Here is a 16,479-nt window from a genome sequence, read left to right on the forward strand (position 1 = left end):
TGTCAAATCTTCCACCTTCTCTTCTTCTTTCGCCACCTTCTCTTCTTGGACTGTCAAATCTTCCACCTTCTCTTCTTCTTTCGCCACCTTCTCTTCTTGGACTGTCAAATCTTCCACCTTCTCTTCTGAACATTTGAGGTGGCCTCGTATAATTCTCAGTTGGATTTTCATATTTTTTACCTATCTCATCAACTCGTATGTTGAGTTTTTCAAGTAAAGTTTGATTTAGTCCCTCACCATAAACATCAACTCTTGCTGCAATGACTGCTTTTGCAGCAACTGCTCGTGCAATCTTTCCTCTTTGCCATCTTGGGGCTGCATGAACCATTGCATGTTGGAATAACAATCCATGTTTTGGTGGTTGAGAACCTGTCTTCAGTGATCTAAACAATGCTTTTTCTGCACCTAGTACTTGAATTGTACTGGCAGGAAGTGATGCTAATCTCTTAAGACTTCCAGCTCTTCCTAAAATTCTTGCACCTACTGCACTTCCAAGTATTGCTGAAAGATTAGGTGCAATTTCTTGCATTTCAGACTCTACATGATCTTCAAGTTTTTTACGTAAATCATGAAAGTCAAGAATTTGTTTTGCAATTGATTGAACAATTGATAAATTAACATCTGAGATATCGCCACCTCTACTCTTTGATGAAATTAATGATAACATTTCTACTTTCGATTCTGGAAAGCCTGCTTCGTCAAAAACTTGCTTTGTTAATGATTCACGTTTTCCTGCAAGAACTATTTGTGCATATCCGTTGATACTGTCTATGATATTGTCTAATTCTGGAAAATGTAATCCATACCATTCTCTTAGTCTTGAACTAAGTCCATTTGCAATTTTATCAATTTCGTCTAGTGAATTAATTGCTTGAATAATATGCAGATCCGGACTTTCTGATACTTCTGTGACTTTTGAAGATGATAACCCTAGTGCAAACTCTCTAAGTTTTCCAAGCGTGTCTTGAAGATTAGATGCAAAGCCTGAATCAACAATAATTTGTGGTTTTGTTGCTTGTGTGTTTTCCAATTCTAATTCATCCATAAGATAGCAATCAATAGAATATTTTTTTAGAATTGCAAGTAATGATTCATCGCTGACTGAAACTCCTCTTTGAGTTGAAGCCAGATAGTTAACAAGCTCGTTTAATTTTGATTCTTTATTTTTCACTAAAAGATATTCTTTAACTGGATTTGAGAATGGAAATGCCTTTTCCATCTTTTTATCATTGAATACTGATATCCCTAGTTCTGTTAAAATTACAGAATACATGAATAGTTAATTTTAAATCACCTTTAAAAAAGGTACCAGAACTATCAATCAACTATTATATTCTAAACTTGGATGATTAATCAAAGTGGAATCCAGCCTTGAAACTTCCATAGGTCAAATACAGCTTGATCGACCTGTAATGTTAGCGTCAGGAATTTTAGGAATTTCATTAGATGTGTTTAAACGGCTATATCTGTCGGGCGCTGGTGCTGTTGTAACTAAATCTCTAAGTATAGAACCATGGGAAGGATATCCAAACCCTACTATTTTTAGTGTTAAAGGAGGTGGATGGATTAATGCAGTAGGTCTCTCAAATCCAGGCGCACCAAATTTTGCAAAAATAATTGAATCTAACAAAGATGTTCCAATTATTGTGAGTTTGGTTGGATCGATTCCTGAAGATTTTGAAATGATGATTAAACAATTTGAGCATTGTCAAGTAACAGCTTATGAATTAAATTTATCGTGCCCACATGTTGCTAAAGTTGGTCTTGAAGTTGGAGATGACATTGAATTGGTTAAGACAATTGTTTCTACAGTAAAAAATTCTACTAGTACTCCTGTAATTGCTAAAGTAGGTCTTGGAACTTCTAATTATCTTAATACTGTTGGTGCTGCAATAGATTCTGGAATAGATGCAATTACTGCCATTAACACTGTTCGTGCTATGGGAATAGATGTTGAAACACAACGTCCAATTCTTAGTAATAGATATGGTGGATTATCTGGTACTCCCATAAAACCAATTGCAATAAGATGTGTGTATGAAATATCCTCAAAATATGATATTCCCATCATTGGTTGCGGTGGCATATCTACATGGGAGGATGCAATTGAATTTTTCTTGGCAGGAGCATCTGCAATTCAACTTGGTAGTGCAATAGGTGAGAATTGGATAGGTGTATTTCATGAAATTAACAAAGGTATCTTACAATATATGAAGAGAAAAAATTATTCAACTATCAAGGAAATGGTGGGACTTGCAAAGAGATCATAATCATCCTACAATTGTTACAATTGAAAAAGTAATTGATGAAACACCCAGTGTTAGAACTCTAATCTTCTCAGATGAAGTAATGTCTGAAGCCCTTCCTGGGCAATTTGCAATGGTTTGGATTCCTGGAGTTAATGAGTTACCAATGAGTATAATGATTTCAAACGAACCTGGAAAGGCTGCGTTTACTGTAAGAAAACATGGATCTGCCTCTACTGGTTTGTTTAATGTAAAAGTAGGTGAACAAATTGGAATTAGAGGTCCATATGGAAATTCTTTTGATCTAAAAGAAGGAAAACTTTTGCTTGTTGGTGGTGGAACTGGTCTTGTTCCTATGATGAGATTGCTTACTTTTATAATGCCTCATGATGATGTTACTGTTCTAATTGGTGCAAAAACAAAAGATGAAGTCTTCTTTGAAGATTTGGCAAAAAGTCTTTTGGAGGAACATCTTCATAATGTAATTGTTTCAACTGATGATGGCAGTTATGGAGAAAAAGGATTTGTTACTGATATGGTTGAAAAACTTTTGAGTAAAACCAAATTTGACGGGGTGTATACATGCGGTCCTGAAATTATGATGTATAAAACTGTTCAATCTGCCAATTCTAGACATCTTTTTGTTCAAGCTAGCCTTGAACGAATGATGAAATGCGGTGTAGGAATTTGTGGTAGCTGCTGTGTTGGCACAGATCTAGTTTGTAGGGATGGAACTATTTTTGATGGATTACATCTGTCCAAAAATAAGGAATTTGGCTTTTTTCATAGAAATAAGGCTGGAATTTTAGAACATTATTGAATCCTACTAGCAAGGTTTAAAATAAATCATAAAATCCTTTTCATAAAGGACATGGGTAATCCAAAAATCGTTTTAACAGCTGATAGAACTTTGATGTCTCCATATAGGGGATTGTCTTTGGCAACATTTTTTGGATGTGCGCCAGCAATTGATCCTCATAGAGATAAAAACAGTTTTTGGTATAAAATTCTTGGAAACCAAGTGACCCCAAAAATTCTATTTGATTTTATTTGTAATTATATCCCTCATACAAATGGCATTGCAAATTATGCACCATATGGATTAAGAAAATTGGAAGCTGGTTTACTCCGTGATGGATTTAGCAGACAAGATGTTGTAGTTGCTCATCCTGATCATATAGAACAATTCATCGGACCAGATACGCAAGTTGTTGGAACATATGAGATGGATCCTCTTGGAATGGGTCCAGTTACTATGACATTTACTTATGGTCGAAAACAAACATCGTATGATGAATTTTACAATACTGAATTACATCACAGAATAAAAGCTGCTAAAGCAAAAACTGGAAGTAAAGCTAAAGTGATTTCTGGAGCATCTGGAACTTGGCAATACAACTATGATCCAGAAAAAATTGAAGAATTTGGAATCTATGCAATTCTTGAGGGTGAACTTGGTGGAATCGCACCAGAAATTGATGGACATGCTGGACGATTTTTCAACTATTTGATCAATGGCGACTTTGAAAATATGGATCCTTTTAGAAAGAAAAGTGACTTTAAAGTTAACATTAAAGAATTTGAAAGAAACGGTAAAAAAATTCATGGAAGATTTGTTAATTTCTGGGATAGGCCTGAATTAGAAGAAATTCCTGATATTGTAGAACCTAGTATGCATGGGATGGTTGAAGTAATGCGTGGTTGTGGTAGAGGTTGTAAATTCTGTGATGTTACATTAAGATCATTAAGATACTATCCTCCAGAAAAAGTCAAAAGAGAAATTGAGATTAACATTAAGAAAGGTGGTTCTAAATCTGCATGGATTCACAGTGATGATATATTCGTTTATGGAATGGATCCTAGAACTGCAAAAGGTATGGAACCCAATAGAGAAGCATTAGAAGAACTATTTACTGCAATCATGTCTACTGGAGTTGAACATACAAACCCAACTCATGGAACATTAGCTGGTGCAATTGCTGATGAAAAATTAATTCCGAACCTCTCCAAAATTATGAAATCAAGTCCTGATAACATGATTGGTATTCAAGCTGGATTTGAAACTGGCAGTCTTCGATTAATTGGTAAATATGCAGATAGAAAACTTGCACCGTATTCTCCAGATGAATGGCATTGGGTTGTAAAAGAAGGTGTTAAAACTTTGAATCAAGATTACTGGATTCCAGCATTCACTTTGATTATGGGTCTTGATAATGATGAACAACCTGAAGATTCATGGGATACTATTAGATTAATCAGCGAATTAGAACACGAACAACCTGATTCTATGTTTACTGCTACAGCTTTGACCTTTGTTCCAATTGGTTTACTAGAAAAATCTGACTTCTTCCATATTGGAAATGAAATGACTCCTGCACAACTAGGTGTTCTATACAAAACATGGCAACACAATTTCAAATATGGTATTCAAAAATTCATGACCAAAACCGGATCAAAGGGCCCACAAAGATACTTTTTTAATGCTATAGCTAGATCCCTTGGAGGTGTACCTTTAGGTGCAATGGAGAAATATGCACGTAAAAAAAGTAAGGAACACGAAAAAGTTATTGAGACAGTAAAGGCAAAATACTGGTAGCCATACAAAAATATAAATTCATTAATTACTATCCAAAGTTATGGCAACACACGGTTCCCTTACTAAAGCAGGAAAAGTAAGAGGACAAACTCCAAAAGTTGAAGGAAGGAAAATTGTAGGTACTAGTTCTAGTCTTAGGAATAAAAGTAACTTCAATAAGCGATTTGTACTGGGTAGATTCCCCGGTCAGAATAAACCTGGACAAAGAAGAAAGAGACGTTAGTCGATTTTGTTAAAATTTTGTTATGCTACGATCCTTTTTTAAAACAATACCCTTATAAAGTACTGGTACCGTACTATACCGTATGGTTGAAGATTTAAGATTAGATAGTTTAGAGGGCGTAGGTCCTGTAACTACAAGAAAATTATCCGATGCAGGTATCCACAACGTCATGGATCTCATCGTCAGAGGTCCTGTAGAGATTGCAGAAATCACTGGAATGGAAAAGGACACAGCTGAAAAAATAGTCAATAAAGCCAGACAACATTTGGTTGAAGGAGGATTAATTGCTAAAGACTTTGTAAGTGCAAGTGAAATTTACAAACACAGACAAAGTATTGGCAAAATTACAACTGGTACAAATTGTCTTGATACATTATTTGATGGTGGTATTGAAACTCAAGCATTAACCGAAGTCTATGGAGAATTTGGTTGTGGTAAAACACAATTTGCTCATACACTATCTGTAATGGTTCAAAAACCAAAAGCAGAAGGTGGTCTTGATGGTGGCGTTTTGTATATTGATACAGAAAATACTTTCAGACCTGAAAGAATTGTGTCCATTGCTCAAGCACATGAAATGGATCCTGAGAAAGTTCTAGATCGTATTATAGTAGCTCGTGCATATAATAGTGCACACCAAACATTGATTCTAGAAGAAGCAGGTCAAATAATTGAAGAGAATAATGTAAAGCTAATTATTGCAGACTCTGCAGTGGGATTGTTCCGTTCTGAATATCTTGGAAGAGGTACATTATCTGTTAGACAACAAAAACTAAATCATTTTGTCCATCTGCTCTCAAGAATTGCAGAAACATACAACTGTGCCGCACTTGCAACAAATCAAGTTATGGCATCCCCTGATGTCTTCTTTGGAGATCCAACTCGTCCTATAGGTGGAAATGTAGTCGCACATACAAGTACCTACAGAATATACTTTAAAAAATCAGGCAAAAAACGAATTGCCAGAATGGTAGATAGCCCTCATCATCCTGAAGAGGAAGTTATCTTTGCTTTGGGTGAAGCAGGTGTGATCGATCCTGAAGATGCAGAGAAAAAGACAAAAAAGACTACAAAAAAGGTAATTGCCAAAAAAACTAAAGAATCTGAAGTAGATACTACAGTGAAAACACCTGAAGTAGATACTACAGTGAAAACACCTGAAGTAGATACTACAGTATCTACAATAGATGTTGAATTAGATGATTTTGAACCAATAGAAGAATAATATCTTCTCTTTCACCTTTTTCTTTTTACACTTTTTTTATTTTCTATACTATTGATTAAATTATAATATGATTTGAGATATACTATATCATGACAGATCTTTATCGTCTGCTCCCAGAAGAAATGGAGCAATTAGTAATAGATATGGGCTATCCCAGATATAGAGCAGATCAAATTCTATTACCGTTATATTATAAATTTCCAAAAGATATCTCTGAGATTAAACAACTTCCAAAAAAAATGAGAGAAGAACTAATTGCAGCTGATTACACTATTGGTTCAGCAAAGCAAATTCATCAAGTTGTAAGTGATGATGGAGATACTACAAAACTATTGCTTAAACTCACAAACGATAGTTATGTAGAAACTGTTCTAATGCAATATGAGTCATCCAAGATTGGCGGTCATCCAAGATCTACAATTTGTGTTTCAACTCAAATTGGATGTGCAATGGGATGTGTATTTTGTGCAACAGGACAAATGGGATTTGAAACAAATCTTAAATCTGAACACATTGTATCTCAAGTCATTCATTTTGCAGAACTTTTACAAAAACGAGGAGAGCATGTGACAAACTTGGTTTTCATGGGAATGGGTGAACCAATGGCAAATTATGATGAAATGATTCGTGCTGTAAGAATTTTAACTCATGATCGAGGTTTTGGATTAGGTCAACGGCACATCACTATATCTACCATTGGAATTAGATCTGGAATAGAAAAATTAGCTGATGAAAATCTGCAGATTGGTCTTGCAATATCACTTCATGCTCCAAATAATGAATTACGTAAAAAACTAGTTCCTACAGCACTTTCTAATTCTGTTCAAGATATTATTGAATCTGGAAGATATTATTTCAAAAAAACTGGTCGACGCGTGACATTCGAATATGCCCTCATGGCTGGTATCAACGATTCCCCAGAAATTGCAAAAGAATTGGTTAGGCTTTTGAAAGGTAATGGCTCTCATGTAAATTTGATTCCTATCAATCCCACTGCCGGTGATTTTAAACGCCCAACAGAAAAGAGTATTCTTGAATTTGAACAAATTTTATCCAGTGCTGGCATAAATTGTACAGTTCGTGTCGAAAAAGGAACAGAGATCTCTGCTGCTTGTGGACAGCTTAGAACTGATATCATCGGCTAATTTTCTTAAATCCTGTTCTAAGTCTTAAAATAGGGCTTTCAAAGATTTCACTCTACATGGCAACTAAGAAATCTCATGGTCGTTCACATGGATTTAAGCATAAATCCCGATCTGTGATGAGAAAACAGTCTCCAAGAGGAGTCTCATTTCTGTTACGTGAATACCAAGAAGGTCAGCAAGCCCTTGTCATCATTGATCCTCGACAGCACAAAGGATTACCTCACAGAAGATACCACGGAAAAGTAGGTGTCATTACAAGCGTTGGTAGACGTGCTATTACATTAGATGTGAAATTAGGTGATAAATCGAAAACCTTAATCACTAGATTGGATCACATAAAACCATTCGGTGTATAATATGGAAGAAGTAAAAAAGAAACAAGCTATTTCTCTTTCGGAAGTTAAAGAAATTTTAGGAAAAGTTGATCCTGAAGAGATGGATCAAATCCAACGTTGGACATATGATTATGTTTCAAAATTTGCGTCAATTGATTCTAAAGATGCAAAAGAAATGAAAAAACACCTCATCAAAGAATGTGAATTAACCGAAGACGAGGCTGTTGAGATTGTTAACATTAGACCAACAAGTTTAGCTGAATTACGTTCTTTCACATTTGGATGGAAAAAATTAATTCTTGCTGAAACTCTAGAAAAAATGCTCAAGATAATTAAGGAGTATTCGTAAATTTTTAGGAGTATTTTATTTTGTATAGGGCACAATCCCCACCTCGAAAGTATGAGGAATATGCATACGTTTTGGATTTTAATCCTAGAGGAAAGTCTTCTACTGTACGTGGAAGAGAAGGAATTATTGTAACTGCAATTGGAGAAGATCATCTTACTCTTTTAGAGATTCTTGGAATACCAAACTCTGTATTTGAAATAGATGAGAAAATCTATATTGGAAAAGATGGACGCACTAAAGTTTTATCTGTTTTGGGCAAAATGGAATATGATAAAATTTCATCGTCTGCACAAAGTGAATTGCCAATAGTAGTGCAAACTATTGTAACTGCCAATGAATCAAAATTCGTCGAATATATTAATAATGCAAGACCTTTAACTCCAAGAATACACGCACTTGAGTTGATTCCGGGAATTGGAAAAACATACATGAAAACAATGTTGGAAGAAAGAGAAAAGAAAAAATTTGAAAGCTATCAGGATCTACAAGATAGAGTTGGATTCAAAGATCCAGTAAAACACATTTCGGAACGAATTATGGATGAAATTACTGGTGAAAGTAGAATGAACCTCTTTGTCAAGAGATGATAAAACGAAAACAACTTGGACAACACTTCCTTAACTCAAGTACTATAGCCAAATCCATAATTTCCGACGCTGAAATTTCAAAAAATGATATTGTTTATGAGGTAGGAACTGGATTAGGAATATTAACTCCTTTACTTTGTGAGAAAGCCCAGAAAGTAATCTCCATTGATCTAGATGAAAATCTTGTCAGAAATGCAAAAATCAAGTTCTCTAATATTGAAAATCTTATCTTAAAATCTGGAGATGGATTTAAGAACATAGATACATTCACAATTTTTATATCTAATTTGCCTTATTCTAAGAGCAAAGATGCCGTAGAATGGCTTGCACAGACTTCTTTTTCACATGGTGTGATTATGGTTCAAAAAGAATTTGCAGATAAATTACTAGCAAAGTCTTCCAAGAACAGAAAAGCAATAAGCATCATTGCAACTCATGCATTTGAAATTACTATGTTATCTAAGGTAGGTAAAAATAATTTTTCACCACCCCCAAAAGTTGACTCTGTACTTTTAAAAATTGTGAAAAAAAATAATCTAAAAAAAGATATAATTCTTACAATTCATAAAATTTTTTCATATAGAAGAAAAACTGTCAAAAATATCCTAAAACAATTCAATATGGAAACTGTAATAGATAAACGAATAGATGATCTATCTGGGGATGAAATAATTACCATTGCAAACCAAATCCTGGAAAAATGATGAATATCCTCCATCTGAGGATACTTTTTTCATTGTAGATAACATAAAACAAGAAAAAGGAAATTTTGCTTTAGATATTGGAAGTGGATCTGGATATCTGACCAAATTACTTTCTGAGACTTTTTCTTTCGTAGTTGGAACTGACATAAATTTTGAAGTGTTAAAAAATCAAACTTATAAAACAAAAAATCTTGTTTGCTGTAATGGATCAGATGCATTAAAAATCAAATTTGATTTTATTGTTTGTAATTTACCCTATCTTGCTACTGATGAAATTTTGGATATTGCAACAGATGGTGGTGCTGAAGGATTTGTAATACCTAAAAAAATATTTGATTCACTAATACACAATCTAGAAAAAAAGGGCAAGTTTGTTTTTATAACTTCGTCATTATCCAACTATCAAAAATTAATTGATTATGCTCAAAAATTAGGTTTGAAAACTAAAATTATTGCAAAAAAGAAACTTTTTTTTGAAGAATTAATTTTGATTGAAGCTGTTAATTAATTATTTTCGTAGTTTTTCTTTAGCATAAGTGATTATGGCATCAGTCATTTGAGTTGTTGATGCATTACCACCAATATCCCATGTCACTGTTTTTCCTTCGTTGATTACCTGATCTGTTGCAGAAAATATTGCATCTCTAATTTCAGCTTCACCTAGATATTGTGCCATCCAAGCACCTGATAGAACTGCAGCTGTAGGGTTAACTTTATTTTGTCCCGCAAATTGAGGTGCACTTCCGTGTGCCGCTTCAAACATTGCAAAATTATCTCCCATATTTGCTGAATAAATTAACCCAATAGATCCTACTAATCCAGAAGCTAACTCTGAAATAATATCCATAAATAAATTGGTACTGACTAGAATTGTTCCATTGAATTGCTCTGGTGCTACAACCATTTGTTGTGCCATATTATCAATGTAGATTTCTGATAGTGTCACATTGGTTCCCTCAACTGCTTTTTGAGCCGATCTCCAAAAAATACCATCTGTTTGTTTTAGGATATTTCTTTTTGTAATTGCAACCATTTTTTTCATATTGTATTCTTTTGCCCATTTCATTGCTGAATTTAGAAATCTATCACAACCCTGTCTTGTAATTTTCCTTATTGCAATTGCAGAATCCTCTGTTATCTGAGCTTCAATTCCTGTGTACAATCCTTCTGTGGCTTCTCTGAAACAAACACAATCAAGTTTTCTATTTGGTGTTAATCTGTCATAAGTTTTAGTTGGTCTGATGTTAGAGTATAATTCAAATTTTTGACGAAGAGTAACTGCTACACTTCTAGGGGAATCTGGAACTGGTATTGTAGTTGTTGGACCTTTAAAACAAGCATCAGACTCTTCTAAAATCTTCATTGTTACATCTGGAATGTATGATTTATCTTTTCTTCCATTTTTATCCCATTGTTCTGAACCTGCTTCACATAGAATTATTTCTGATTGAATATTACATTCTTTCAAAACTTTAAGCATCGAATCTACAACTTCAGGTCCTATACCATCTCCTTTCATCACTGCTGCTTTTTTACTCAAAACTGTAAGAATTTGAAGAGTTTATTATTTAATCCTACTGTTACGATTTCAATTATAAAAAATCAACTAGATATACATTAAGAAACTTTCTGTGTTTCTTAATGATTATACCTTCTATTATGTTGATTTAGTTTGTTGAGATTACCTAAAATAAAATGAAATTAAATATGAAAAAATAGTATTATTATCTTTCATAAGATTAAATCAAAAAAAGGAACAAAGTTATGTTTACAGAAAATAAAAGATATTCTTTGTAGTGCAAAAATTCTTTGTAATAATAATGGGTTGAATCTATGTCGTCTAATACACTTACAATTGAAGGATTTTGTATTGTTATTACAGAGAATCTGATAGAAACCTGAAAGAAAAGTAATACCAGTTAAAATGGATCTATTTTTAATACCGGGTATTGTTTAAAAATGGAAGAAGCATTTGATATATTTCCAGAAGAATGTCAGATCTATCAAAAAGTTTGACTTATTTACAGATTAATTCTAGGCATCCTTATGCGGGGATCGCCTAGCTTGGTAGGGCGTGGGATTGCTAATCCCATGTCAGCAATGACTCGTGGGTTCAAATCCCTCTCCCCGCGCTTAGATCACTAATGATTACCCACAATAAACAAAATTTGTTGTTTAAATCAAATCTGAGATTATAATCTGATGACTCAAATTGATATTCATAACTCAAGACGAAGAACTGATCTGGCCAAGATAAACTTTCAGAAAAAATTATCTGAAAGTAATGCAAAAATATCTTGCAGATTTTTGGACAGATTAAGACTAGATAACAAGTCATATGGCAGAATTGCAAATTATGCTGATTGTATTAGTAGAATTTTAAAAATTAAAGATGACAAAAAAATCAACGAATGGACTAGAGAAGAAATTGAATTTATACACAAAACAATTGCTGATTCTGATTATGAAAATTCTGTTAAAAAAGACACACTTACTGCATTAAAGAGAATCATTCACTATGCCCTTCATGACGAAATAGCTGATAATTCAAAAGGGAAAAACTATGATGAAATAGTAGCATGGATAACACCTGGATCATTTCATGATAAATATCAAAAGATACAACCAAAGGATCTTCTTAATGATGATGAAATACTCCAACTTATTCAATCTACAAAAAAAATAGGTGGTAAATACCTCAAAAGAAACATTGCAATTATTTTTGTTTTACTTGAAGGTGCATACCGTCCAGGTGAACTTCTTGGTATTCAATTAAGTGGGGTGGAGTTTGAAAAAGATTTTGTTAGAATTCACACAACGGGAAAAACAGGACCAAAATCATTAACACTTGTTGCAAGCTTTGGACCCATCAAAGAATGACTTGCAGAACATCCATACAGTGATGTTACTGAATACAGCAAAAAACTCGGAAACGTTGCCAAAATCTATGGTAATTGGTTTAGAGGCTCTAACATGTTAGCAGTCTATGAACACCTTGCAAACTCTGATCAGGAAGATGCAGTTCTAAAACTACATGGTCTCAAGAATGACAATACACAAGAATCTATTTTGTTCTCAAAATCTTGTCCAAACTGTCATGTTTCAAACAGTAGAGACAAATATCATTGCATAAACTGTGGTAAAGAACTTTCAAAAGAACTGGTAAAACTCAAAGAGAGTAAACGTGAGATGAGCCGAAAAACAAGAACTCCAGACTTTGAAGACAAGATCTCAAAGAAAATCAAGAATCTGAAACACTTGTTTTTAGAACAGCAAAAATTCATTTCCAAACTAGTAGATGAGAAAACAAAAATCATATCATAAAAAATGCTATTTTGTTCTACACTTGTTCTCAAATTTTTGAATTTACACTCTATCTTTCGTTTCCAAATATTTTCTTTATTGCTTGTAGTTCTTTTTGAATTTTTTTACAATTTTCATTAATTTGTTTCTCGAGATTCATAATTCTTGTTTGACTCATATGATATGATATTGAAATGCATTAAAGCACTATTTGTATGAGTGAAAACAAACTAGGAGATATCTAAAGAGAAAATTATTTTTTAGATTCTTTTTACTTGTTGCAATATCATTAATTTTTGCCTTGTTTGCGTACCTTTGGGCTTTGTTCTCAAAATATTACCACAGCAAGGACAGTGTTTACCGTCCCAGTTTATGAAAATAGCACAAATTGAGCACCTTTTTTGACCGTTTTCATACCTGCCATGAACTCCAAAGGGCTTTTTTGCCTTGTATCTGATGCATAGCCCCTTACAAACCACTTCAAAAATGGTGCATATCAAACACAATTAAATGATTCAGAAACATAAATAGAAAAAATTACACTTTTTCAATTATCAACTTGTGATTTCTAATTGAGATCTGCAACTCATCACCCTTTACCCATTGCAGTTCATCTAAAAGATCTGAAGGTATGTTCACTCGATTTTTGTAATATGTGACTCCATCAATGGTCCTATTTATCGTACTCTGGAGTTTTGTTTTTCTCTTTTGAATCAATTGTTGTTGGTATTTGTCAATGCCATATAAACTAGGCCCCTAGTAGTTATATATCATAGGCCCCTAGTATATGCATGAAGCAAGCAATAGAAAGCCTAAAGTCTTTTTATGCAAATAGAGGTTATTCTAATTGATGCTTTCACCAAATAATCAGAAATATCGTGAGGGAGTTCAGGTTCCGTTTCTGGAAAAAATGCTAAAAGAGAATCAAAAGACAATAGAACAACTAGAAAATAATTTTGATGAAACCACAGGAAAGCAATTAGAAAGACTACAAGTAATAGAAAAAATATCAAAGGCAAAATTAAGTATTATAGAACTTACAAAGGCAAAATTAAGTATTATAGAACTTACAAAGGCAAAATTAAGTATTATAGAACTTACAAAGGCAATAGAGTATTCCAAAAAAAATGGAATATTTTAGACATCCAAATATTCCTAGTACAATTAAGGATGAGCACATATGGAATGATTGTTGGTATGATGAGAAAAGAAATGCTTGGACGAATTGATTTTGATGTTTATGGCAACATTGAAGAAATACTTGATGAAATTCAAAGAAGAGGCCTTGCCACATATTTGGAGACTCTATCAGGACATGAACATGTGTTATTTCTATGGAATGATAAAGATCTCAGAAATAAAATAATGAAAAAGTTCTTTGTTCAACCTGATGTGCCTCAGTGTCTAATATCCTCAGAGAGGATAAAATTACCCGCAGTAGAAAATGTGCTGTATTCTGATCTTTTATCAAACAAAGATGTTGCTACTCAACAAGAACTTCAAATGATTTCTCAAATTCATCAGAAAAACCAGACGATGTTGGCTACCCGTCTTGCAGGTATAGATTGTACATAATGGTTCAAACATGGATTGTCTCAAGAATTTTTGGCACTTGAAAAACAAATTGACAGTTATTTTGAAAAGGAGAATATCTCCTGCATTTGTGGATACGACATAAACGAAATTCCAGACGATGAAATCCTCAAGACATTATTGAAACGTCATGATTATGTCATGCTTGATTCCCCCCACTCTCTATTCAGGAGACAAGTATGACTCAAAGCAAAGACCCACACTCACATAGAGATCCTTTTGATAATTTGTCAAGAAAAATAATGCCGTCAGATCCTGCCAATCCCTGCAGAATTGTTGGAATGTTAAATTTTGACATGAATACACAAGAAGGCCTGGAGGCTTTTTTGAAATCTGAAAAAAAATCCCATTCTAGTTTTGAATGTTTTAATGGCTCTTGGATGTGTACGTATCCCACTGCAAACATTGAATCAAAAAATAGATTAAATTGGGTAAAAGGATTAACTAAAAACCACAACGCTGTGATTTTTACCTCTTCTAAAGGTGAAGGCATTGCTTTTGATATTAAACATCATTAAGATCTAAAGGATTTCATCCTTGAATTTACTGACTGAAAAATATCTTTACTTTACTGCGTAAGAACTCTGAATTCCTGTTCCTACCAGTCCAATTAATATTAAAATTTTAAAATTTATTGGATTTTTCAATTTATCTGGGATAATGCTTGGTTCATCTATCAATACTGAGAACATTAAACCTGTCTTAAAAAATTTCGTTCATGAATGAAATTATTGGTTTTCTATTTCCATTTTTGGCAGGATTTCCTTTTCAATGAGTATGATGTATGTAAAGCAGAAATAAATTGAAAAGATCACTTAATGTCGAAAATAATATTCGTATGGAGGAACATCAAAACTCACAAGAGGTATATGATAATAAAAACGAAATATTATCAAATATTGTCTATGCTAACAACAATGGAGTCAATGAATTCCTTGACCAATCACTAAAATGGATAAAAACACCATTATGTGATTTTGGTTTCAAATGTATTCAATCCAAACATGATTCCTGTGATTGGACAAAATGTAAGTGTCTTTGTCATCAAAAATAATCCTCGTTAACTAGTAGCAATGATGAATTGGATGAAAAATAAGGATGATTCAAGTAAAAATGTTTCAAAAGTACAACAATCACTCATTTATTCTCTTGCAATGAATTCTTTTTTAGCAAATTCAGAAAAATGGAATATTTTCTAACTCTACTTGATATTCTAAACAATTATTCAATATTTCGATCTTGTATATCCTTCCAATATCGTTCGATTATTCGTAGATTTGTACGTATATCATAAGTTGTTCTTCATTCATATTTTTTTGAAAATTTTTCCCAATCTTGTGTTATGATTTTAAAATTAGGTTTTCGTATAGCATAAGAACACAATTCTAAAAATTGTTGCATTTGATTTTCTGCATTTTGTTTCGTATTATTTTTCCACAATTCCCACATTCTATATCTACAGACAGGAAGCAACTAGTCAAGATGTCGATATAACATTTCACATCACTAGTTTAAAGGAATAACTAAAAATTTCCGATGGGCTTTTCTCCACAAAAAAACTTACACGTGGGTACGAAATAATACTGTTTGACTATACCCCATACACGTTGTACTTCCAGTCAAATTTGAACCGGTAAAAAAGTATAAATTTTATGTAATAATTCAATAACTGCCAAATGATGTCATACTGACAAGCATTTGAAAAAAATTGGTAGAAGTTTGAAAGCACTCCAATGGCTTTCTGCGTTATTAGTCTAGGATTCGACAGTGATCAGTGTGTGACACGGTCGGGTCCGCTTACATTTCATGTCGAACCCTGATGTCTTGAGTTTTGATTCGATAAAGATTTTAGAAAGATGTGGCCAAATACTTTTAGAAGAAAAATGATAATCGTGATGAGTCATCCTGTAACATACACAAAAAACATCCACCTTGGAACCCAAAATTTGAGGGTTCTCTACAGTGGAGTGTATGGACCGGATGGAATTTGAACTAGAAATATTCATCTTTATTTAGAATTTTTTTTAAAACTATAATTCTATTAAGAAAAACAGAGAATAATTTAACATGAAAACTCAAAAAATGATGAGTTTCACAAATTGAATTTCTTTAGACAGTCATAAATCTCTCAAATTTACATGAGTTTTTGTTCATTGTGGGTCATCAAAATGCT

At 33.3% G+C, this 16,479-nt stretch carries 20 protein-coding genes and 1 tRNA gene; 19 read left to right on the forward strand and 2 right to left on the reverse strand.

The features are described from left to right. On the reverse strand, positions 1-1,273 hold a 1,273-nt coding region (locus OEM44_06230), incomplete at its 3' end, for a ribonucleotide-diphosphate reductase subunit beta (protein MDH3516395.1). Positions 1,274-1,358: 85 nt separating this feature from the next. On the opposite strand from OEM44_06230, the gene OEM44_06235 reads away from it, so the two are divergent. From OEM44_06235 to OEM44_06285, 11 genes are all read left to right on the forward strand, one after another. After that, positions 1,359-2,270 (forward strand): dihydroorotate dehydrogenase, encoded by a 912-nt coding sequence (locus tag OEM44_06235; GenBank protein MDH3516396.1) that lies wholly within the window; start codon positions 1,359-1,361, stop codon positions 2,268-2,270. After that, positions 2,254-3,066, forward strand: a complete 813-nt coding sequence (locus tag OEM44_06240) for a dihydroorotate dehydrogenase electron transfer subunit (GenBank protein ID MDH3516397.1) — start codon at positions 2,254-2,256, stop codon at positions 3,064-3,066. The genes OEM44_06235 and OEM44_06240 overlap by 17 nt, the downstream gene beginning before the upstream one ends. A 51-nt stretch (positions 3,067-3,117) precedes the next feature. Continuing rightward, positions 3,118-4,842, forward strand: coding sequence for a B12-binding domain-containing radical SAM protein (locus tag OEM44_06245; GenBank protein ID MDH3516398.1), 1,725 nt, complete (start codon positions 3,118-3,120; stop codon positions 4,840-4,842). Between the two features lie 40 nt (positions 4,843-4,882). Then, complete coding sequence (locus OEM44_06250) at positions 4,883-5,065, forward strand: 30S ribosomal protein S30e (protein MDH3516399.1); 183 nt, start codon at positions 4,883-4,885, stop codon at positions 5,063-5,065. An 82-nt stretch (positions 5,066-5,147) separates the two neighbouring features. Further along, positions 5,148-6,290 carry a DNA repair and recombination protein RadA gene (gene radA / locus OEM44_06255; GenBank protein ID MDH3516400.1) on the forward strand — a complete coding sequence of 381 codons (1,143 nt, stop codon included), beginning with the start codon at positions 5,148-5,150 and terminating at the stop codon, positions 6,288-6,290. 89 nt (positions 6,291-6,379) lie between these two features. Then, positions 6,380-7,435, forward strand: coding sequence for a 23S rRNA (adenine(2503)-C(2))-methyltransferase RlmN (rlmN, locus tag OEM44_06260; GenBank protein MDH3516401.1), 1,056 nt, complete (start codon positions 6,380-6,382; stop codon positions 7,433-7,435). A 56-nt stretch (positions 7,436-7,491) separates the two neighbouring features. Then, positions 7,492-7,791: a 50S ribosomal protein L21 gene (locus OEM44_06265; protein ID MDH3516402.1), complete on the forward strand. Its 300-nt coding sequence runs from the start codon at positions 7,492-7,494 to the stop codon at positions 7,789-7,791. Position 7,792: 1 nt separating this feature from the next. After that, positions 7,793-8,119, forward strand: coding sequence for an RNA polymerase Rpb4 (locus OEM44_06270; GenBank protein MDH3516403.1), 327 nt, complete (start codon positions 7,793-7,795; stop codon positions 8,117-8,119). 20 nt (positions 8,120-8,139) lie between these two features. Next, a complete protein-coding gene (locus tag OEM44_06275; protein ID MDH3516404.1) occupies positions 8,140-8,706 on the forward strand; it encodes a DUF655 domain-containing protein in 567 nt (188 codons plus the stop codon). Further along, positions 8,703-9,410, forward strand: a complete 708-nt coding sequence (locus OEM44_06280; protein MDH3516405.1) for a ribose ABC transporter permease — start codon at positions 8,703-8,705, stop codon at positions 9,408-9,410. The genes OEM44_06275 and OEM44_06280 overlap by 4 nt, the downstream gene beginning before the upstream one ends. Next, positions 9,385-9,918, forward strand: a complete 534-nt coding sequence (locus OEM44_06285) for a methyltransferase domain-containing protein (GenBank protein MDH3516406.1) — start codon at positions 9,385-9,387, stop codon at positions 9,916-9,918. Before OEM44_06280 ends, OEM44_06285 begins: the two co-directional genes overlap by 26 nt. Here the strand turns inward: OEM44_06285 and OEM44_06290 are convergent, their stop codons facing one another. Next, a complete protein-coding gene (locus OEM44_06290; GenBank protein ID MDH3516407.1) occupies positions 9,919-10,950 on the reverse strand; it encodes an isocitrate/isopropylmalate family dehydrogenase in 1,032 nt (343 codons plus the stop codon). Between the two features lie 508 nt (positions 10,951-11,458). Between OEM44_06290 and OEM44_06295 the strand changes: the two genes are divergently transcribed. From OEM44_06295 to OEM44_06330, 8 genes are all read left to right on the forward strand, one after another. Beyond that, positions 11,459-11,542, forward strand: a tRNA-Ser gene (locus tag OEM44_06295). Positions 11,543-11,612: 70 nt separating this feature from the next. Beyond that, positions 11,613-12,290: a hypothetical protein gene (locus OEM44_06300; protein ID MDH3516408.1), complete on the forward strand. Its 678-nt coding sequence runs from the start codon at positions 11,613-11,615 to the stop codon at positions 12,288-12,290. A gap of 93 nt (positions 12,291-12,383) precedes the next feature. Continuing rightward, on the forward strand, positions 12,384-12,734 hold the full coding sequence (locus OEM44_06305; GenBank protein MDH3516409.1) for a hypothetical protein: 351 nt from the start codon (positions 12,384-12,386) through the stop codon (positions 12,732-12,734). An 829-nt stretch (positions 12,735-13,563) separates the two neighbouring features. Next, a complete protein-coding gene (locus OEM44_06310) occupies positions 13,564-13,854 on the forward strand; it encodes a hypothetical protein (GenBank protein ID MDH3516410.1) in 291 nt (96 codons plus the stop codon). Positions 13,855-13,883: 29 nt separating this feature from the next. Next, complete coding sequence (locus OEM44_06315; protein ID MDH3516411.1) at positions 13,884-14,288, forward strand: hypothetical protein; 405 nt, start codon at positions 13,884-13,886, stop codon at positions 14,286-14,288. A gap of 15 nt (positions 14,289-14,303) precedes the next feature. Next, positions 14,304-14,489 carry an MEDS domain-containing protein gene (locus OEM44_06320; GenBank protein MDH3516412.1) on the forward strand — a complete coding sequence of 62 codons (186 nt, stop codon included), beginning with the start codon at positions 14,304-14,306 and terminating at the stop codon, positions 14,487-14,489. Then, complete coding sequence (locus tag OEM44_06325) at positions 14,486-14,824, forward strand: hypothetical protein (GenBank protein ID MDH3516413.1); 339 nt, start codon at positions 14,486-14,488, stop codon at positions 14,822-14,824. Before OEM44_06320 ends, OEM44_06325 begins: the two co-directional genes overlap by 4 nt. Before the next feature lie 284 nt (positions 14,825-15,108). Further along, entirely contained in the window at positions 15,109-15,360 is a 252-nt protein-coding gene (locus OEM44_06330; protein ID MDH3516414.1) for a hypothetical protein, read from the forward strand. Positions 15,361-16,479 lie beyond the last annotated feature (1,119 nt).

The sequence above is a fragment of the Nitrosopumilus sp. genome (assembly GCA_029862745.1).
In the GTDB taxonomy this organism is placed as follows: domain Archaea; phylum Thermoproteota; class Nitrososphaeria; order Nitrososphaerales; family Nitrosopumilaceae; genus Nitrosopumilus.